This window comes from Aeromicrobium erythreum (assembly GCF_001509405.1).
Classification (GTDB): domain Bacteria; phylum Actinomycetota; class Actinomycetes; order Propionibacteriales; family Nocardioidaceae; genus Aeromicrobium; species Aeromicrobium erythreum.
Genome location: NZ_CP011502.1, coordinates 190,216 through 208,183 on the forward strand (window position 1 = coordinate 190,216; position 17,968 = coordinate 208,183).

At 72.7% G+C, this 17,968-nt stretch carries 17 protein-coding genes; 10 read left to right on the top strand and 7 right to left on the bottom strand.

Annotation, left to right across the window (positions count from 1 at the left end; genetic code table 11):
- Window positions 1-20: 20 nt before the first annotated feature.
- Both Aeryth_RS00925 and trhO read left to right on the top strand, forming a co-directional pair.
- The gene (locus tag Aeryth_RS00925) at window positions 21-542 is read left to right on the top strand and encodes a 2'-5' RNA ligase family protein (protein ID WP_067853420.1); all 522 of its coding nucleotides are present in this window, start codon (window positions 21-23) and stop codon (window positions 540-542) included.
- A gap of 31 nt (window positions 543-573) precedes the next feature.
- Window positions 574-1,455 carry an oxygen-dependent tRNA uridine(34) hydroxylase TrhO gene (gene trhO / locus Aeryth_RS00930; RefSeq protein ID WP_067853422.1) on the top strand — a complete coding sequence of 294 codons (882 nt, stop codon included), beginning with the start codon at window positions 574-576 and terminating at the stop codon, window positions 1,453-1,455.
- A 3-nt stretch (window positions 1,456-1,458) separates the two neighbouring features.
- Here the strand turns inward: trhO and Aeryth_RS00935 are convergent, their stop codons facing one another.
- Together Aeryth_RS00935 and Aeryth_RS00940 are read right to left on the bottom strand one after the other, a co-directional pair.
- Window positions 1,459-2,079: a hypothetical protein gene (locus Aeryth_RS00935; protein WP_067853425.1), complete on the bottom strand. Its 621-nt coding sequence runs from the start codon at window positions 2,077-2,079 to the stop codon at window positions 1,459-1,461.
- Window positions 2,080-2,125: 46 nt separating this feature from the next.
- Window positions 2,126-2,656 carry a hypothetical protein gene (locus Aeryth_RS00940; RefSeq protein ID WP_067853428.1) on the bottom strand — a complete coding sequence of 177 codons (531 nt, stop codon included), beginning with the start codon at window positions 2,654-2,656 and terminating at the stop codon, window positions 2,126-2,128.
- 47 nt (window positions 2,657-2,703) lie between these two features.
- On the opposite strand from Aeryth_RS00940, the gene Aeryth_RS00945 reads away from it, so the two are divergent.
- The 5 genes from Aeryth_RS00945 to Aeryth_RS00965 all read left to right on the top strand — a co-directional run bounded on the left by Aeryth_RS00945 (window position 2,704) and on the right by Aeryth_RS00965 (window position 8,306).
- Window positions 2,704-3,264 carry a TIGR03086 family metal-binding protein gene (locus Aeryth_RS00945; RefSeq protein ID WP_067853431.1) on the top strand — a complete coding sequence of 187 codons (561 nt, stop codon included), beginning with the start codon at window positions 2,704-2,706 and terminating at the stop codon, window positions 3,262-3,264.
- Between the two features lie 31 nt (window positions 3,265-3,295).
- The gene (locus Aeryth_RS00950) at window positions 3,296-3,712 is read left to right on the top strand and encodes a DUF6157 family protein (protein WP_067853433.1); all 417 of its coding nucleotides are present in this window, start codon (window positions 3,296-3,298) and stop codon (window positions 3,710-3,712) included.
- 98 nt (window positions 3,713-3,810) lie between these two features.
- Window positions 3,811-4,827: an aldo/keto reductase gene (locus Aeryth_RS00955; protein ID WP_067853436.1), complete on the top strand. Its 1,017-nt coding sequence runs from the start codon at window positions 3,811-3,813 to the stop codon at window positions 4,825-4,827.
- A complete protein-coding gene (locus Aeryth_RS00960; RefSeq protein WP_236749790.1) occupies window positions 4,820-6,247 on the top strand; it encodes a sigma 54-interacting transcriptional regulator in 1,428 nt (475 codons plus the stop codon). Before Aeryth_RS00955 ends, Aeryth_RS00960 begins: the two co-directional genes overlap by 8 nt.
- A 4-nt stretch (window positions 6,248-6,251) precedes the next feature.
- Window positions 6,252-8,306, top strand: coding sequence for a vWA domain-containing protein (locus Aeryth_RS00965; RefSeq protein WP_083516160.1), 2,055 nt, complete (start codon window positions 6,252-6,254; stop codon window positions 8,304-8,306).
- A gap of 99 nt (window positions 8,307-8,405) precedes the next feature.
- Here the strand turns inward: Aeryth_RS00965 and Aeryth_RS00970 are convergent, their stop codons facing one another.
- Both Aeryth_RS00970 and Aeryth_RS00975 read right to left on the bottom strand, forming a co-directional pair.
- On the bottom strand, window positions 8,406-10,835 hold the full coding sequence (locus tag Aeryth_RS00970; protein WP_144433616.1) for an FtsX-like permease family protein: 2,430 nt from the start codon (window positions 10,833-10,835) through the stop codon (window positions 8,406-8,408).
- Complete coding sequence (locus Aeryth_RS00975; protein WP_067853445.1) at window positions 10,832-11,602, bottom strand: ABC transporter ATP-binding protein; 771 nt, start codon at window positions 11,600-11,602, stop codon at window positions 10,832-10,834. Before Aeryth_RS00975 ends, Aeryth_RS00970 begins: the two co-directional genes overlap by 4 nt.
- Before the next feature lie 123 nt (window positions 11,603-11,725).
- On the opposite strand from Aeryth_RS00975, the gene Aeryth_RS00980 reads away from it, so the two are divergent.
- Window positions 11,726-12,040 (top strand): hypothetical protein, encoded by a 315-nt coding sequence (locus tag Aeryth_RS00980; protein WP_067853447.1) that lies wholly within the window; start codon window positions 11,726-11,728, stop codon window positions 12,038-12,040.
- A gap of 19 nt (window positions 12,041-12,059) precedes the next feature.
- Here the strand turns inward: Aeryth_RS00980 and Aeryth_RS00985 are convergent, their stop codons facing one another.
- The 3 genes from Aeryth_RS00985 to Aeryth_RS00995 form a co-directional block, all read right to left on the bottom strand.
- Complete coding sequence (locus Aeryth_RS00985) at window positions 12,060-12,725, bottom strand: response regulator (RefSeq protein WP_083516161.1); 666 nt, start codon at window positions 12,723-12,725, stop codon at window positions 12,060-12,062.
- Window positions 12,722-13,915, bottom strand: a complete 1,194-nt coding sequence (locus Aeryth_RS00990) for a sensor histidine kinase (RefSeq protein ID WP_144433617.1) — start codon at window positions 13,913-13,915, stop codon at window positions 12,722-12,724. Before Aeryth_RS00990 ends, Aeryth_RS00985 begins: the two co-directional genes overlap by 4 nt.
- 129 nt (window positions 13,916-14,044) lie before the next feature.
- Window positions 14,045-15,214, bottom strand: a complete 1,170-nt coding sequence (locus Aeryth_RS00995) for an HNH endonuclease (RefSeq protein WP_067853453.1) — start codon at window positions 15,212-15,214, stop codon at window positions 14,045-14,047.
- 256 nt (window positions 15,215-15,470) lie between these two features.
- On the opposite strand from Aeryth_RS00995, the gene dnaK reads away from it, so the two are divergent.
- Both dnaK and Aeryth_RS01005 read left to right on the top strand, forming a co-directional pair.
- Entirely contained in the window at window positions 15,471-17,312 is a 1,842-nt protein-coding gene (dnaK, locus tag Aeryth_RS01000; RefSeq protein ID WP_067853457.1) for a molecular chaperone DnaK, read from the top strand.
- Window positions 17,309-17,914, top strand: coding sequence for a nucleotide exchange factor GrpE (locus tag Aeryth_RS01005; RefSeq protein ID WP_067853460.1), 606 nt, complete (start codon window positions 17,309-17,311; stop codon window positions 17,912-17,914). The genes dnaK and Aeryth_RS01005 overlap by 4 nt, the downstream gene beginning before the upstream one ends.
- Window positions 17,915-17,968: the final 54 nt, after the last annotated feature.

Below are 17,968 nucleotides of genomic sequence, written 5' to 3' on the forward strand. Positions count from 1 at the left end.
CAGCGTGCCACGCTGGGCCCGTGCTGCAGTCCGTGGAGGCCCTGCTCGACCCGGTGCTCGACGCGAGCGTCCGCGAGGAGTGGGCGCGGCTCCTCGAGGCGGGGCTCCCCAGCCAGGCCCGGCACACGGGATCCTCGAACGCCCCGCACGTCACGCTCGCCGTCGCCGAGCGGATCGGTGCCGACGTCGACGCCCGCCTCGCCGGCGCCGTGCCGGCAGACCTCCCGGCCCTGCGACTCGGCGGCGTGCTGGTCTTCCCCGGGCGCTCGGGACGCTGCGTCCTGGCTCGTTCCGTCGTCGTGTCCGCCGGCTTGCTCGACCTGCACGCACGGCTGCTCGACGTGGTCGGCGACGAGCCCGGCGTCGTCGCGCACGTGCGCCCCGACGCGTGGACGCCGCACGTCACGCTCGCGCACCGCCTCGACGTCGGCCTGCTGCCCGCGGCGCTGGCGGCGCTGGACGACGTCGGGCGAGAGCGCGAGGGCCGCGTCGGCGGCGTGCGTCGCTGGGACCCCGAGGCGCAGGAGACCTGGCTGCTCTGAGCCGCGCGACCCGTCAGGGACAATCGTCGACGTGGCCGTGCCGAAGGTGATCCTGTTCTACGTCTTCACCCCCGTGCCCGACCCCGACGCGATCCGCGTCTGGCAGCTGAGCCTCGCCGGGTCGCTGGGGCTGCGCGGCCGGGTCATCGTGTCCTCCCACGGCATCAACGCGACCCTCGGCGGCGACCTCGACGCGCTCAAGCGCTACGTCCGGGGCCTGCGCGAGTACGCGCCGTTCCGCGGTGCCGACGTGAAGTGGTCGGCGGGACGCGCGCTCGACGACGGCGTCACGACGGCGCTGTTCCCGCGACTCTCGGTCAAGGTGCGCGAGGAGGTCGTCACGTTCGGCGCGCCCGACGAGCTGGCCGTCGACGCGCACGGCGTCGTCGGCGGCGGCGAGCACCTCAGCCCCGAGGCGCTGCATGCGCTGGTCGAGGCGGAGGACGTGGTCTTCTTCGACGGCCGGAACCGCATCGAGTCCGAGGTCGGGCGCTTCGCCGGCGCCGTGCGTCCCGACGTCGAGACCACGCGCGAGTTCGTCGAGCTGCTCGACTCCGGCGCCTACGACGACCTGAAGGACCGAGCCGTGGTCACGTACTGCACGGGCGGCATCCGCTGCGAGGTGCTCACCCCGCTCATGCGCAGCCGCGGGTTCCAGCGGGTGTACCAGCTCGACGGCGGCATCCACCGCTACGGCGAGGCCTATGGCGACACCGGGCTCTGGGAGGGGTCGATGTACGTCTTCGACGCCCGCACCACGGTCGAGTTCAGCCCCGACGCGAAGGTCGTGGGCCGCTGCGACACGTGCGGCACGCCGAGCCGCGACGTCGTCGACTGCGCCGACCCGGCGTGCGTGCGGCAGATGGTGCGCTGCCCTGCGTGCACGGCCGGGTCGGCCGTCTGCGGTCGCTGAGCGTCAGGCCCAGGACCAGCTGGCGAGGATCGACTGGTCGACGGCGTCGCGGTCGGCCTCCGACAGGTCCTTGTTGTGGGAGAACGTGATCACGTAGCCCTTGCCGTCGACGGCGAGCGTGTACTGCTCGACGCGGTACTCGTTGCCGTTGAGGTTGAACAGCGCGGTGGTGTGCACGGCCTCCTGGCCGTCGATCGTGAGCGGGTCGCGCACCTCGATCTCCTGGGCGTTCGCGTTCTTCAGCACCTTGACGAGCGCGTCCTCGAGCTGCTTGCCCTTGACGTTGACGATCGTCGGGTCGGAGACGACGTTGACGTTGTCGGCGAAGCCGTCCTTGTCGGTCACGTCGATCGCGAGGCTCAGGGCGGCACCTGCCCCGTTCTTGTTCTCCTTCCAGCCCTCGGGCACCGCGTAGCTGAAGCCGTCGGCCTCGACGCGGTCGCCGTCCGCGGGCTTGGCCGTGGGGGCAGGGGCGGAGGAGTCGCCCCCGTCGGTCGAGGAGCTGGCGGAGGAGGACGAGGGGCCCGAGGAGTCGGAGTCGGTGCCGCCGCAGGCGGTCAGGACGACGGTGGCGGTGGCGGCGACGAGGAGGGCGCGCACGGGGGCGCGGTCGAGGAGGCGCATGACGGACAACCTAGTCGTCCGTCCAGGACTGCGCTCGGTGAGGCCCTCAGCCGAGCTCGCCGCCGTCCCAGTCGGGGTTGGCGAGGTTGCGCTGCATCGCGATGTTGAGGTCGCTCACGACGAGCGCGACCTGCCGTGCCACGACGTCGCTGACCCGTCGCTGCAGGCTCTCGGTCGGCGCCGGGTGCACCTCGTCGACCCGCACCTCGAGCAGGTGACCGTCGGGCGCGGCGGCGCCCTCGCGCACCACCAGCAGGTCGACGACGTCGGCCCCGCCGAGCGCCGGCCACACGGTGACCCGCAGGCCGAGCCGTGCCGCGCTCGACGTGCGCGACTGCACCACGACGCGCACCGACACGGCACCGGCCGCAGGTCGGCGGTACCCGTCGGGCGGGCTGAGCCGCAGGACCGGGTCGGTGTCGACGTCGATGGCGAACTCGTGCAGCAGCGGCCTGCCGATCTGCCGCTCGGCCGTGGTGACCAGCAGGTCACGCAGCCGGCGCGCGCAGTCGTCCAGCTCGGCGTAGCCCAGCCCGGCGCGCCCGGCCAGCAGCGGATCGACGTCGTCGGGGCTCATGGCCGCAGTATGGCCACGACCCCGTCCACGGTCTAGCGTGGGCCGCCATGAGCACACCAGCCGCCGACCACCGGCACGTCGCCGCCGGGTTCACCGCCGTCGCCGACGCGGTGGCCGACTGGGACGCGCCCGCGCCGGTCGAGGGCTGGGCCGCTCGCGACGTCGTCGAGCACCTGGTCACCTGGTTGCCGGCGTTCCTGGCCGCCGGCGGCGTCGCGCTCGGGACGGCCGACCCGCGACCGGCCGACCCCGCCGAGGCCTGGCGCGACCACGCCGACGCGGTGCAGGCACTCCTCGACGCCCCCGACGCCGACCGACCCTTCACCCACCCGCACGTCGGCACGCACCCGCTCGACCAAGCGGTCGCGCAGTTCTACACGGCCGACGTCTTCATGCACACGTGGGACCTCGCCCGCACCAGCGGGCAGGACGTCGAGCTCGACCCCGACCGCTGCGCCGCCATGCTCGCCGGCATGGCGCCCATCGAGGACATGCTGCGCGGGTCCGGCCAGTACGGCCCGGCCGTTCCCGTCCCCGACGACGCGTCGGTGCAGGACCGGTTCGTCGGCTTCATCGGCCGCGACCCCGCCTGGGCCCCTCGCGCCTGAGGGTGGATTCCCGTCGGTGGGCGGGTGCACGATGAGGGCAGCGAGCCCCCGGGAGGACGCCGTGCACACCACGAACAACCACGACACCTTCACCTCGGTGGCGCCCGACTGTCCCGCGACGTCGGCGCAGGTGCCGCCCGAACGAGCCACGCCGAGCGTCGCGCGGCTGCAGTACGACCTCCTGGCCGACGCGCCCTACCGGTACACGTCCGACGACGTCGTCTACCTCTCGCAAGGCGAGCGACGCGGCATCGACCGCGAGACCTTCTTCGCCAAGGGCCAGCCCTGCCTGCGCGCCTCGCCCCTCGTCAAGCGGTACGGCTGGGGCGTGCACCACGACGCCCAGGGCCGGGTCGCGCTCGTGCCCGTGGAGTCGGCGGAGTACGCCGCGCTACGCGCCGACCCAGCCCTGCAGCAGCGCGAGGGCATGCGGTCGTCGCGGGCCTGACGCCCCAGCCCCGCCGACCAGCCCCGTGGCCCGGGCCCGCCGTCCACCGGCTGGTCGTCCCGAGGTGCAACCTTGCCGGGCAGGAGTTGACTGGACCCATGACCACGACGCACACCACGCTCGGCACCACCGCGCCGCTCGACGTCTCGCCGCTGGGGCTCGGCTGCATGGGCATGAGCGAGTTCTACGGCACCCGCGACGAGTCCGAGGCAACGCGCACCATCCACCGCGCGCTCGACCTCGGCGTCACCTTCCTCGACACGGCCGACATGTACGGCCCCTTCACCAACGAGCAGCTGGTCGGCTCGGCCATCGCCTCCAGCAGCCAGGGTCGCGACGCCGTGCAGCTGGCCACCAAGTTCGGCAACGAGCGGCTGCCCGACGGCACCCGCCTCGGGGTCAACGGCAAGCCCGAGTACGTGCGGTCCGCGTGCGACGCGTCGCTGCAGCGTCTCGGCGTCGACCACATCGACCTCTACTACCAGCACCGCGTCGACAAGACCGTCCCCATCGAGGAGACCGTCGGCGCGATGGCCGAGCTCGTGCAGGCCGGCAAGGTGCGTCACCTCGGCCTCTCGGAGGCCTCGGCCGAGACCATCCGCCGCGCGCACGCGGTGCACCCGATCACCGCGCTGCAGACCGAGTACTCCCTGTTCACGCGTCACCTCGAGGACGAGATCTGGGGCGTCCTCAGCGAGCTCGGCATCGGTCTCGTGCCCTACTCGCCGCTCGGGCGTGGGCTGCTGACCGGCGCGATCACCGCCGAGACCGACCTCGAGGAGTCCGACTCCCGGACCACCGCGTACTTCCCGCGCTTCCAGGGCGAGGCGCTGCAGTCGAACCTGCAGCTCGTCGCCAAGGTGCGCGAGATCGCCGAGCGGCTCGGCTGCACGCCCGGCCAGCTCGCGCTCGCCTGGGTGCTCAGCCGCTCAGGCCGCGACGGCGTCGGCGTCGCGCCCATCCCCGGCACCAAGCGGGTGGCCTACCTCGAGGAGAACCACGGCGCCCTGGAGGTCGAGCTGACGTCCGACGTCGTCGAGGACCTCGAGACGGCCGTGCCCCGCGACGCCGTCCGCGGCGACCGCTACGGAGACCTGTCGAGCATCGATGCCTGAGGACACCATGGCTGCCACCACGCCACGCCCGACCATCGACACCGTCGGCGCCCTGCGCGCCAGCGGACACGCGCACAAGCCGCTGCGCACGGAGATCCGCGACAACCTGCTCGCCGCGCTCGCCGAGGGCCGCGACCCGTGGCCCGGGCTGCACGGCTTCGAGGACACCGTGGTCCCGCAGCTCGAGCGGGCGCTCATCGCCGGCCACGACGTCGTGCTCCTCGGCGAGCGCGGCCAGGGCAAGACCCGCCTCCTGCGCACCATGGTCGGGCTGCTCGACGAGTGGACCCCGGTCATCGACGGCTCGGAGCTCGGCGAGCACCCGTACGCGCCGATCACCGTGGCCAGCATCCGTCGTGCCGAGGAGCTCGGCGACGACCTGCCGGTCCGGTGGCGCCACCGCGACGAGCGCTACGCCGAGAAGCTGGCCACGCCCGACACGAGCGTCGCCGACCTCATCGGCGACGTCGACCCGATGAAGGTCGCCGAAGGACGCAGCCTCGGCGACCCCGAGACCATCCACTTCGGGCTCATCCCGCGCAGCCACGGCGGCATCGTCGCCATCAACGAGCTGCCCGACCTCGCCGAGCGGATCCAGGTCGCGATGCTCAACGTCATGGAGGAGCGCGACATCCAGATCCGCGGGTACGTGCTGCGGCTGCCGCTCGACGTGCTCGTCGTCGCCAGCGCCAACCCCGAGGACTACACCAACCGCGGACGCATCATCACCCCGCTGAAGGACCGGTTCGGCGCCGAGATCCGCACCCACTACCCGACGCAGCTCGTCGACGAGATCGCCGTCATCCGCCAGGAGGCCGACCTCGTCGCGACCGTGCCCGACCAGCTGATCGAGGTCCTCGCCCGCTTCACGCGCGCGCTGCGCGAGTCGTCGGCGGTCGACCAGCGCAGCGGCGTCAGCGCCCGCTTCGCGATCGCCGGTGCCGAGACCATCGCCGCCGCTGCCCTGCACCGCGCCACCCGCCAGGGCGAGCCCGACGCCGTCGCTCGACCCGTCGACCTCGAGACCGCCGTCGACGTGCTCGGCGGCAAGATCGAGTTCGAGTCCGGCGAGGAGGGCCGCGAGGACCTCGTCCTCGACCACCTCCTGCGCACGGCCACCGCCGAGACGGTGCGCGGGCTGTTCACCGGCATCGACTTCGGGGTGCTCGTGGAGGCGCTCGAGGGCGGCTCGCTCGTGGCGACCGGCGAGCAGGTGAGCGCCCGCGACTTCCTCGCCGGCCTCCCCCAGCTCGGCGAGTCCGACGTCTACGACCAGGTCTGCGACCGCGTGGGCGTCGGCGTCGAGGGCGGGGGCAACGACGGCGAGCGGGCCAGTGCCATCGAGCTGGCACTCGAGGGTCTGTTCCTGGCCCGGCGGATCAGCAAGGACTCGGCCGGCGGCGAGACGGTCTACGGGTGAGCTCGTGAGTCGCCAGAACCGTCGCCTGAGCCGTGCCTCCCGGTACGGCGCGTACGTCGACGGGCCGGATCCGCTGGCCCCGCCCGTCGACGTCCGTGAGGCGCTCGACGCCATCGGCGAGGACGTCATGGCCGGCTACTCGCCCGACCACGCGCTCCAGGAGTTCCTGCGGCGCGGCGGTGCCGACCAGCGCGGCCTCGACGACCTCGCCCGGCGGGTGGCCGAGAAGCGTCGCGAGCTGGTCGGCCAGCACGCCCTCGACGGCACGCTGCGCGAGGTGCGCGAGCTGCTCGACCGCGCGCTCCTCGAGGAGCGCAAGCAGCTCGCCCGCGACGTCGACCTCGACGACGGCGACCGCGCCCTCGCCGAGCTGACCCTCGACAACGTGTCCCCGTCGCCCGCCGCCGCCGTGCGCGACCTGAACGGCTATGAGTGGCAGAGCTCGCAGGCACGCGAGGACTTCGAGCGCATCAAGGACCTGCTCGGTCGCGAGATGCTCGACCAGCGGTTCGCGGGCATGAAGGACGCGCTCGAGAACGCCACCGACGCCGACCGCGCCGCCGTCCACGAGATGCTCGACGACCTCAACGGCCTGCTCGAGAAGCGCCAGCAGGGCGTCGACACGCAGGCCGACTTCGACGACTTCATGGCCAAGCACGGCCAGCACTTCCCCGAACGTCCGCAGAACCTCGACGAGCTGCTCGACGCCCTGGCGCAGCGGTCGGCCGCGGCGCAGCGGATGATGAACTCGATGACGCCCGAGCAGCGGCGCGAGCTGATGCAGCTGTCGAACCAGGCGTTCGGGTCGCCGCAGCTCACCGAGGCGCTCGACCGGCTCGACGGCAACCTGCAGGCGCTGCGACCCGGCGAGGACTGGGGCGGCTCGACGCCGATGGACGGCGACCAGGGCCTCGGGCTCGGCGACGGTACCGGCGTGTTCCAGGACCTCGCCGACCTCGACGCGCTCGCCGAGCAGCTCGCCCAGTCGCACCGGGGGTCCACCCTCGACGACGTCGACCTCGAGGCCTTGTCGCGCCAGCTCGGCGACGACGCGGGCGTCGACCTGCGCACCCTCAAGGAGCTGGAGCAGGCGTTGCGCGAGTCCGGCGTCATGGAGCGCGGTACCGACGGGCGGCTGCGCCTGACGCCCAAGGCGATGCGACAGCTGGGCAAGGCGCTGCTGCGCGACGTCGCGAGCGCCATCTCCGGCCGTCGCGGCCAGCGCGACACGCGCGCGTCGGGCGCCGCGGGGGAGCGGTCCGGCGGCACCCGCGCCTGGGAGTTCGGCGACACGGAGCCCTGGGACGTCACCCGCACCGTCACCAACGCCGTCGTCCGCACGGTCGGCGAGGGCGGGTCGCCCGCGTCGATGGCCCGCGACGGCGTGCGGCTGCAGATCGGCGACGTCGAGGTGCAGGAGACGGAGGAGCGCACCCAGGCGTGCGTGGCGCTGCTCGTCGACACGTCGTTCTCCATGGCGATGGACGGCCGCTGGGTGCCGATGAAGCGCACCGCCCTCGCGCTGCACACGCTCGTCAGCACCCGCTTCCGCGGCGACGCGCTCGAGCTGATCGCCTTCGGCCGGCACGCCGAGACGATGGAGATCGAGCAGCTCACCGCGCTCGACGCGCAGTACGCCAAGGGCACCAACCTGCACCATGCGCTGCTGCTCGCCAACCGGCACTTCCGCAAGCACCCCAACGCCCAGCCGGTGCTGCTCATCGTCACCGACGGCGAGCCGACGTCGCACCTGGAGTCCTCGGGCGAGGTGTACTTCAGCTACCCGCCCCACCCGGTCACCATCGCGCTGTCGGTGCGCGAGCTGGAGGCGTCGATGCGGCTCGGCGCCCGCACCACGTTCTTCCGCCTGGGCGACGACCCGGGGCTCGCCCGCTTCATCGACCAGATGGCCCGTCAGGTCGACGGCTCGGTGGTCGCGCCGGAGCTCGACGACCTCGGCGTCGCCGTCGTCGAGTCCTACCTCGGCACCCGCCGCGGTGGCAGCAGCGGCCCGGGCGACGACGGTGGCTGGTCCTCCCGCGGCTGGTGGGCCGGCTGACCAGCCCCTGACCCTCCCCCTCCCCGCTGACTGTGACGTTTGGGGCCCGAAAACCCCGAAACAGGGCCCGAAACGTCACATTCAGCGGGGTGCGAGGGCTCAGTCGAGGACGAGACCCTCGGCAGGAGCGACCTTCGCGGCCCGGCGGGCGGGGATGACGCAGGCCAGCAGCCCGGCCAGGGCGGCGATGCCGACCACCGCAACCAGCTCGCCCCACGGCGTCACCAGCGGGACGTCCTGCACCGCGGCCGTCACGACCGAGACGGTGCCGACCCACCCGAACGCGACGCCGACGACGGTGCCCAGCACCGCGGCCACCAGCGCGAGCAGCAGTCCCTCGGCCGCGAGCATGCGACGCAGCTCCCGACGGGTCAGGCCGAGCGCCCGCAGCAGCGCGTGCTCCCGACCCCGCTCGAGCACCGAGAGCCCGACGGTGTTCGCGATGCCGACGAGCGCGATCGCCACCGAGATCCCCAGGAGGCCGAGGACCGCCCAGGTGAGCACGTCGAGCTGCTTCTCGATCGACGCGCGGCTGTCCAGCGTGCTCGAGACGCCCAGGTCGAGCTCCCGCGCCACCGCACCGACCTCGCCCGTGAGGCGCACCGTGTCGGCTCCGTCGTCGGCGCGGACCCACAGGGCCTGCGGCGTCGCGTCACCCCCGAGGGCCTCGACGACCCCCGGTCCGGCCACCACGGCCGAGCCCCACTCGCTCCCGACGACCCGCGTGGCCACCTCGACGCTGCGTCCGTCGCGCGTGAGCCGCAGCCGCTCGGGGATCCCGTCGGCCATCGTCGTCGCGACGGTGCCGGGGATGAGGACCGTCAGGCGGGGCGGCTCGACGGTGGACGGGTCGCGGGTCAGCTCGCGCACCCCGCTGCTGGGGGTCAGCACCGGCACGACGCCCGCGCCCGGCAGCTCGGCTTGCACCCCGGGCACGAGGCTCGCCCGAGCGACACCGTCGAGTCGACCGACCCGGTCGAGCGCGTCGTCGGGCAGGGTCGAGGAGCCCGTGAGCGCGACGTCGACCGGGTACTGCACCTCCAGCTCGTCGTCGAGGGCGCCGCGGGCGCTCGCCATGCCGGTGAGGACAGCCGTGGCGAGCGTGACGCCGACGAGCAGCGACGCCGTGGTCGCGGCGCTGCGCCGCGGGTTGCGGACCGCGTTGGCGGCCGCCAGCCGGGTGGCCAGCCCGGTCCCGCCGAGCAGGCGTCCGGCCAGCCGCAGGAGCGCCGGGACCAGGACCGGCCCGAGCAGCAGCACGCCCGTGAAGGTCACCATGCCGCCGACCAGCAGCGGCGGCAGCGTCGACGTCCTCACCGCGACCGCGAGGGCTGCGGCTCCGGCGGCGACCATGGCGACGCCGACACCGACCCGGGCGGCGCCGGCGCGGCTGAGCACGTCGGCATCGTGGGGACGGAGCGCCGCGAGCGGACTCACGCGCACGACGCGCCGGGTGGGCAGCCAGGCTGCGGCCACGGTCACCACGACCCCGCCGACGAAGGCGCCCCCGACCCACAGGGGCGACAGCGCGACCGCGCCCAACGTGCTGGCGTCGCTGAGGACACGCACCGCGGCGACGATGCCGTAGCCTGCGCCGACCCCGGCGACGACGCCGAGCGCCGACGCGAGCAGCGCGACCGCGACGGACTCGACCCGCACCGAGCGCAGCACCTGCCGGCGGGTCGCGCCCACGCAGCGCAGCAGCGCGAGGTCGCGCGTGCGCTGGGCGAACAGGATGGTGAACGTGTTGGCGATGACGAGCACGGCCACGAAGCCGGCCACCGTCGCGAACAGCAGGAGCAGGATGCCGATGGCGTCGAAGCCCTGGTTCAGCGCCACCACGCGGGCGTCGACGTACTCCCCCTGCGTGCGGACGGGCTCGTCGGTGGCACGGGCGAGCGCCGCGGCCGTGGCGGCCGGGTCGCCCGAGGCGTCGACGACGACGGCGTCGGCCAGCGCGTCGGGCAGCGCCGACAGCGTCGACCACGGCACGTACACGTCGGCCGACAGGTAGCTGGTCGCCTTCGCGACGCCGACGACGGTCACGGTGCGCCGGTCGCCGTCCGTCCCGATGACGAGCCGGTCGCCGACTCGGATGCGGTCCGCCTGCGCGGTGCGCTGGTCGACGAGCGCCTGGCCGTCGGCCGCGGGCGCCTGTCCCGACACGATCGTCTGGCGGCGCAGCTCGGGCTCGAGGCTGACGGTCGACACCGACGCGTCCTGGCCGAGCGACGTCCCGTCGCGGGTGACGGTGGTGAACGCCGAGCCCACGACGTCCGCGGTGGCCCCCTGGTCCGCCGCGGCGCGCTCGACCGGTGCCACCTGGCTGCGGTCGAGCCCGCCGTCCTGGCCGACGACGAGGTCGGCACCGCGGTACGCGCGCTCGACCTCGCCCGACAGGCCCGACTTCGCGGCCGAGCCGACGGCGTTGGTGGCGATGACGAAGCCGACGGCGACCATGACGGCCACGAACGCGGCGACGTACCGGCGGGTGTGGGTGCGCAGCGACGCGCGCAGCACGGTCCTCACGACGCGTCCCGGTGGCTGCTGCCGGCGAGGACGGAGACCAGCTCGGCGCGCGACGGGCTCACGAGGTGCGAGCGGATGCGGCCGTCGGCGAGCACGACGACGTCGTCGGCGTAGGCGGCGGCGTCGATCTCGTGCGTGACCATCACGACGGTGCGGCCGAGCTCGCGCACGGAGCGGCGCAGGTAGGCCAGCACTTCCGCCGACGCGGCGCTGTCGAGGTTCCCGGTCGGCTCGTCGGCGAAGACGATCGACGCCTGGCTGACGAGCGCGCGGGCGATGGCCACCCGCTGCTGCTGGCCGCCGGACAGCTCGCTGGGCCGGTGCCCGAGCCGGTCGCCGAGCCCGAGGACGGACACGACGGTGTCGAGGTCGTCGCACACGTTCGCGTCGACCCGGCGGCCCGCGAGCTCGAGCGGCAGCAGGATGTTCTGGCGGGCCGTCAGCATCGGCAGCAGGTTGAACGCCTGGAACACGAAGCCGAGGTGGTCGCGGCGAAAGCGCGTGAGCCGGTCGTCGTCGAGCCGCGTGAGGTCGACGCCGTCGACCGTGACCGTGCCGCGGGTGGGCCGGTCGAGCCCGGCGAGGCAGTGCATGAGCGTCGACTTGCCGGAGCCCGACGGTCCCATGACGGCCGTGAACCGTCCGGGCGCGAGGTCGACGTCGACGCCGTCGAGGGCGTGCACGGCGGCAGCGCCCGTGCCGTAGGTCTTGGTGAGGTCGCGGGCCGAGGCGGCCGTCGCGACCGGTGCGTGGGTGGTGGTCGTCATGACGACGACGCTAGGGATCCGGACCCCCTCCGGTCGTCGGAGCGCGGGATGGTCCTGACGTCATCCCTGGGTCTGACGGCGGCGGCTGCGCTAGCCTCGGACGATGCCTGAGGAGGAGGCTGGATGAGGTTCCTGCGCCGCCGTCCCGACCCGGCTGAGGAGCGCGCCGAGCGACTCGAGTGCCTCCGCGACCAGGTGCACATCCTGCGTGGTGTGGAGGTCGCGCTCGGTCGGTGGCTGGAGGTCGCCGAGGTCGTGCACGACGCTCCTTCGGTGAACGCGGCGAGGACCGCGCTGGAGGACCTCCTCCAGCTCGACGAGCTCCAGGTGCTGACCGTCGTCGACCTCCAGCTCCGCCGGTCCGCGGGGCAGGAACGCGCGAAGGTCGCGGAGGAGATCCTCCGCCTCGAGGAGGAGCTGGCAGGACTGACCGCCTAGCTCCGATCCCGCCTCCTGACTAGCCCAGTCCCGCCTCCAGGGCGAGGAGCACGAGCTGGACGCGGTCACGGGAGTCGGTCTTGGCGAGCAGGCGTCCGACGTGCGTCTTGACCGTCGCCTCCGACAGGAACAGCGAGGCGGCGATCTCGGGGTTGGTGAGGCCGCGGGCGATGAGCGAGAGCACCTCGCGCTCGCGGTCGGTGACGTCGGCGAGGCGGCGGGCGGTCGTCCCGCTCACCACGGCGCGCGACCCGGACGGCTGCACGAAGTGGTCCAGCAGGCGGCGGGTGGTCGACGGGGCGACGACGGCGTCGCCCGCCTGCACGGCGCGGATCGCGGCCAGCAGGTCGGGCGGGGCGGCGTCCTTCAGCAGGAACGCCGACGCACCGGCCTGCAGCGCGGCGAACGCGTACTCGTCGAGGTCGAAGGTCGTGAGCACGATGACCCGGGGTGGCGCGTCCCCGTGCAGGATGCGGCGGGTCGCCTCGACGCCGTCGAGCACCGGCATGCGCACGTCCATGAGGACGACGTCGGCCGTGACCTGCGTGAGCAGGTCGAGGGCGGCCTGACCGTCGCCCGCCTCGCCGACCACCTCGAGGTCCGGCTGGCTGTCGACGAGCATCCGGAAGCCGGCACGCACCATCTGCTGGTCGTCCACGAGCAGCACGCGGATCGGGGCGCTCACCGGGGGATCCTCGCACGCACCCGCCACCCACCGCCGGGTGCCGGACCCACGTTGAGCGTGCCTCCGTGCACGGCCACCCGCTCGCGCATGCCCACCAGGCCGAGGCCGCCCGACGTCGACGTGTGCGCGGCGCCGTGCCCGTCGTCGACCACCTCGACGAGCACGTCGGGACCGTCGACCGTGACGTCGACGGCAGCGGTGGCGCCGGCACCGGCGTGCTTGCGCACGTTGGTGAGCGACTCCTGCACGACGCGGAAGACGGTGAGCGCGACGCCGTCCGGCACGGCCGGCGCCGGGTCGGGGAGGGTGGCGCGCACCCGTCCCGCCTCGACGTCGGCGGCCAGGAGACGGGGTAGGTCGGCCAGACCCGGCTGGGGGACCAGCTCCGGGTCGGAGGTTCCTCGCAGGAGTCCGAGCAGGCGGCGCATCTCGGTGAGCGCCTCGCGCCCGGTCGAGGCGACGGTCTCGAGGGTGCGGACGGCGACGTCGGGGTCGTGCTCGGCGGCGTAGCGCGCGCCGTCGGCTTGGACGATCATGCCGGTGATGCCGTGGGCGACGACGTCGTGCATCTCGCGGGCGACGCGGGTGCGCTCCTCGGCTGCGGCCGACCGGGTCCGCTGCTCGGCCTCCTCCGCCATCCGTTCGCCGCGTTCGAGCAGGGCGTCCTCGTAGGCGCGTCGGATGCGGCCCTGCGTGCCGAGCGCCCACGCGGCGATGACGATGGCACCCACGGTGAGCGTGTACGGCAGGAAGGTCGTGAGCGAGAGGTCGGGCTGGACGACCCCGGGCGGCGGGTCGTCGTAGCGTCCGGCCATCACCCACACCCAGGCGGCGACGCCGGTGGCGACGAGGCTGAGCACGAGCCCGACGAGGGCGTCGCGCGAGCGGCCGAAGCGTGCGAGGGAGTACAGGGCGACGGGGTAGGCGAGCTGTCCGATGGCGGGGTAGTCGTAGACGAGGGCCTGCACGCCGCTGAACAGCCAGACGAGGGCGAAGGTCGTGGCGGGTCTGCTGCGTCGCCACGCGAGGGGCGCCACCTGCAGGGCGCTGAGCGCGGTGACGTGGAGCGGCTGCCCGACGAGGAACGTCACGGCCGTGAGGCCGAGCAGCCCGACGACGAGCGCGGCGTCGAACCACTGCACCGCCTGTGGTCCCAGCCGCCAGGGGCGTCGTTCCTGCTCCGTCCTCACCCTTGCGACCCTAGGCGCTGGCGACGTTCCCAGCGTCAGTCCCAGGTCTGATCCTCGGGCGCGATAGGTGCGAGACGTCGACGTGCGGGCGTAGCGTCCGAGCGAACGACCCGGTCGTCCGCCAGCGGCTCAGCCGGCTCGGGCGCGGCGGCTGGTGCGTTGGGTGCGCAGGGTGCGGTGGGTCTGGTGGGTGTCGGGGTCGATGGTGAAGAACCCTTGGTGCACCGCGGAATGGCATCTGGGGCAGAGCCCGATGAGGTTGGCGAGGTCGGTGGGTCCGCCGTCGGACCAGTACTGGATGTGGTGGACGTGGACGACGGGTCCGTGGCAGCCGGGTCCGGCGCAGGTGCCGCCTTGTCGGTTGACGACGGCCTTGCGTTGGTGGGGTGTGGCGAGGCGGTGGGTTCTGCCGACGTCGAGGACGGCGTGTCTGCCGGCGGTCAGGATGGGGGTGAGGTCGGCGTCGCAGAGCATCTGCTGCAGCTGCGTGGGGCCGATGGTGCCGAAGCCGGCGAGCTCGGCGGTGGCGGTCTCGGGGTTGTGAGCGAGGTCTTCGAGGTCGGCGGTGAGGGTGACGTGGGGGCGCATGCCCTTGTCCTGGGGCAGGCCGGAGGCGAGTACCGAGGACAGCAGGGCGTCGAGGGCGGTGACGCGGCGGATGCTGATGGGTCGGTCGTCCTCGGCGCAGGTGGGTGCGGAGAGGGACTGCAGGAGGGTCTTGAGCTTGGTGCCGGTGTCGAAGGGCAGGAACCCGGTGACGGCGACGCCGTCGCCGACGACGGAGACCTTGAGGTCGTGGCGGTCCATGCCCTTGATCCAGGCCTCGTCGAGGTCGTCGGGGTGGGCGGTGGCGCGCAACTTCTTGACGGCTTGACGCACGGTCGTGGGTGCCGCGTGGGTGGCCAGGTCGAGCAGTGGGTTCATGCACTGCTCGACGACCATGGGGTCGATGTGCTTGGCGGCGTAGGTGAACGCGTCGACGTGGTCCAGGGAGACGGCACCTTCGACGGCGAGTGACTCCAGGTCGGGCATGTCCCGCAGGGTCCGACTGGAGCGGACCAGCTGGCCCGCCTGTCTGCCGTCGAGGTGGAGCTGGTCACGCAGCCAGTTCTTCAGGCTCGAGCAACCCTCGGCCTCGAAGTCCCGGTGCTCATCGACCTCCGCGACCAGGACCACCTTCTCCGCGTCGATCGCGTTCGAGAGTCCCTGCAGCAGCCGCAGCGCATCGGTGGGCGTCGGGTAGGCGCGCAGCTCGGCGGCGACGGCCTCGAGCCGGTCGGCGAGTGCGGTGCTGGACATGCTCCAAGGATACCGAACAGACGATCGAAAAGACAGTATGCACAGGCGTCTTTTCCCTCTGATTCCAGGCTTCTCCCCTCGCGTGCCGCGCGCTGGCGCGGGCGCCGCCAGCGAGAGTCACTGTGCTCCTCGATGCCGGAATAGTGCGGCCTGGAACGAGGTTGATAAGATCAGACTCAAGTCAGTTGCCAGCGATCCGGCAACGACCCCAGAGCTTCCAGAACCCCGCAGCACCCGATCAGCAGGAGGAACCACCATGGCACGTGCCGTCGGAATCGACCTCGGCACGACGAACTCCGTCGTCGCCGTCCTGGAGGGTGGCGAGCCCACCGTCATCGCGAACGCCGAGGGCGCTCGCACCACCCCGTCCGTCGTCGCCTTCGCGAAGGACGGCGAGGTCCTGGCTGGCGAGGTCGCCAAGCGCCAGGGCGTCACGAACGTCGACCGCACCATCCGCTCCGTCAAGCGCCACATGGGCACCGACTGGAAGACGGAGATCGACGGGAAGTCGTTCAACCCGCAGCAGATCAGCGCCTTCATCCTGCAGAAGCTGAAGCGCGACGCCGAGGCGTACCTGGGCGAGTCGGTCACCGACGCCGTCATCACCGTGCCGGCGTACTTCAACGACCACCAGCGTCAGGCGACCAAGGAGGCCGGCGAGATCGCGGGCCTGAACGTCAGCCGCATCATCAACGAGCCCACCGCGGCCGCGCTCGCGTACGGCCTCGACAAGGGCGACGACCAGACGATCCTCGTCTTCGACCTCGGCGGCGGCACGTTCGACGTGTCCCTGCTCGAGATCGGCGACGGCGTCATCGAGGTCAAGGCCACCAGCGGTGACAACAACCTCGGTGGTGACGACTGGGACAACGCGGTCGTCGACTGGATCGTCAGCACCTTCAAGTCCAAGACGGGCATCGACCTGACCAAGGACAAGATGGCCATGCCCCGTATCCGCGAGGCCGCCGAGCGCGCGAAGATCGAGCTGTCCAGCTCGTCGTCGACGTCGATCAACCTGCCCTACATCACGGTGCAGGACGGCAGCCCCGTCTTCCTCGACGAGACGCTCAGCCGCAGCGAGTTCGAGAAGATCACGAGCGACCTGCTCGAGCGCACCAAGGCGCCGTTCAACAACGTCGTGAAGGACGCCGGCATCTCGGTGGGCGACATCGACCACGTCGTGCTCGTGGGTGGCTCCACCCGCATGCCCGCCGTGAGCGAGCTCGTCAAGAGCCTCACCGGTGGCAAGGAGCCCAACAAGGGCGTCAACCCCGACGAGGTCGTCGCCGTGGGCGCCGCGCTCCAGGCCGGTGTGCTCAAGGGCGAGGTCAAGGACGTGCTCCTGCTCGACGTCACCCCCCTGAGCCTCGGCATCGAGACCAAGGGCGGCGTCATGACGAAGCTCATCGAGCGCAACACGACGATCCCGACCAAGCGCAGCGAGGTCTTCACGACGGCCGACGACAACCAGCCGTCCGTGGCGATCCAGGTCTACCAGGGCGAGCGCGAGATGGCCGCGGGCAACCAGCTGCTGGCCACCTTCGAGCTCACGGGCCTGCCGCCCGCGCCCCGCGGCGTGCCGCAGATCGAGGTCACGTTCGACATCGACGCCAACGGCATCGTGAACGTGTCCGCGAAGGACCGTGGCACCGGCAAGGAGCAGTCGATGACGATCACCGGCGGCAGCGCGCTGTCGAAGGACGACATCGACAAGATGGTCAAGGACGCCGAGCAGTACGCCGAGGAGGACCGCAAGCGTCGCGAGGCCGTCGAGACCCGCAACCAGGCCGAGGCGCTCGTCCACACCACCGAGAAGTTCATCGCCGAGAACGGCGACAAGGTGGGCGACGACGTGAAGTCGCAGGTCCAGGCCGACGTCGACGCGCTGAAGTCGGCGCTCGAGGGCGACGACAACGACGCCGTCCAGGCAGCCGTCACCAAGCTCGGCGAGTCGAGCTCGAAGATGGGCGAGGCGATGTACGCCGCGGCCGCCGCCGAGCAGCAGGCTGCTGGGACCGACGCTCCCGCCGGTGAGTCGACCGACTCCGACGACGACGTCGTCGACGCCGAGATCGTCGACGACGAGGAGAAGAAGTGACGTCCGAGCCCGAGGGCACCACCCCCTCCCCGGAGACCTCCGGCGAGGGAGTGGCCGACGAGGCCGTGGAGGTGCCGACGGGCGAGGAGGAGGTCGTCGAGGAGGTTGCGTCCGACGACGCGCCGACCGAACCGACCGCCGAGCAGCAGCTCGCGGAGCGCACCGCCGACCTGCAGCGGCTGCAGGCCGAGTACGTCAACTACCGCAAGCGGGTCGAGCGCGACCGCGCGCAGGCTCGCCAGCAGGGCGAGGCCGCGGTGCTGCGCTCGCTGCTGACGGTGCTCGACGACATCGGCCGCGCGGAGCAGCACGGTGAGCTCTCGGGCGGCTTCAAGGCCGTCGCCGACGCGCTCACGCAGGCGCTCAAGGCGCACAAGCTGGAGGCGTTCGGTGCCGAGGGCGACCCGTTCGACCCCCGGCTGCACGAGGCGCTGTTCGCGGCGGGCGAGTCCGCCGAGGTGAGCGTCACGTCGGTCGGCCCGGTCGTGCGCACCGGCTACAAGGTCGGCGACGAGGTCCTGCGGCACGCGCAGGTCGGGGTCGTCGAGCCCGCCGAGGGCGACGCGCCGGCCACGTCGGCCGAGACCTCCGACGACGAGTGAGCGGCGGTGGGGCGGCGACCACGGTCGCCGCCCCGCCCGCACCACCAGAGACCA

Bases quoted from the DNA above. Each gene is read 5' to 3' on its own strand.
- Aeryth_RS00935 (WP_067853425.1), bottom strand. From the start codon at position 2,079: ATGCGCCTCCTCGACCGCGCCCCCGTGCGCGCCCTCCTCGTCGCCGCC.
- Aeryth_RS00940 (WP_067853428.1), bottom strand. From the start codon at position 2,656: ATGAGCCCCGACGACGTCGATCCGCTGCTGGCCGGGCGCGCCGGGCTG.
- Aeryth_RS00945 (WP_067853431.1), top strand. From the start codon at position 2,704: ATGAGCACACCAGCCGCCGACCACCGGCACGTCGCCGCCGGGTTCACC.
- Aeryth_RS00950 (WP_067853433.1), top strand. From the start codon at position 3,296: ATGAGGGCAGCGAGCCCCCGGGAGGACGCCGTGCACACCACGAACAAC.
- Aeryth_RS00955 (WP_067853436.1), top strand. From the start codon at position 3,811: ATGACCACGACGCACACCACGCTCGGCACCACCGCGCCGCTCGACGTC.
- Aeryth_RS00960 (WP_236749790.1), top strand. From the start codon at position 4,820: ATGCCTGAGGACACCATGGCTGCCACCACGCCACGCCCGACCATCGAC.
- Aeryth_RS00975 (WP_067853445.1), bottom strand. From the start codon at position 11,602: ATGACGACCACCACCCACGCACCGGTCGCGACGGCCGCCTCGGCCCGC.
- Aeryth_RS00980 (WP_067853447.1), top strand. From the start codon at position 11,726: ATGAGGTTCCTGCGCCGCCGTCCCGACCCGGCTGAGGAGCGCGCCGAG.
- Aeryth_RS00995 (WP_067853453.1), bottom strand. From the start codon at position 15,214: ATGTCCAGCACCGCACTCGCCGACCGGCTCGAGGCCGTCGCCGCCGAG.
- dnaK (WP_067853457.1), top strand. From the start codon at position 15,471: ATGGCACGTGCCGTCGGAATCGACCTCGGCACGACGAACTCCGTCGTC.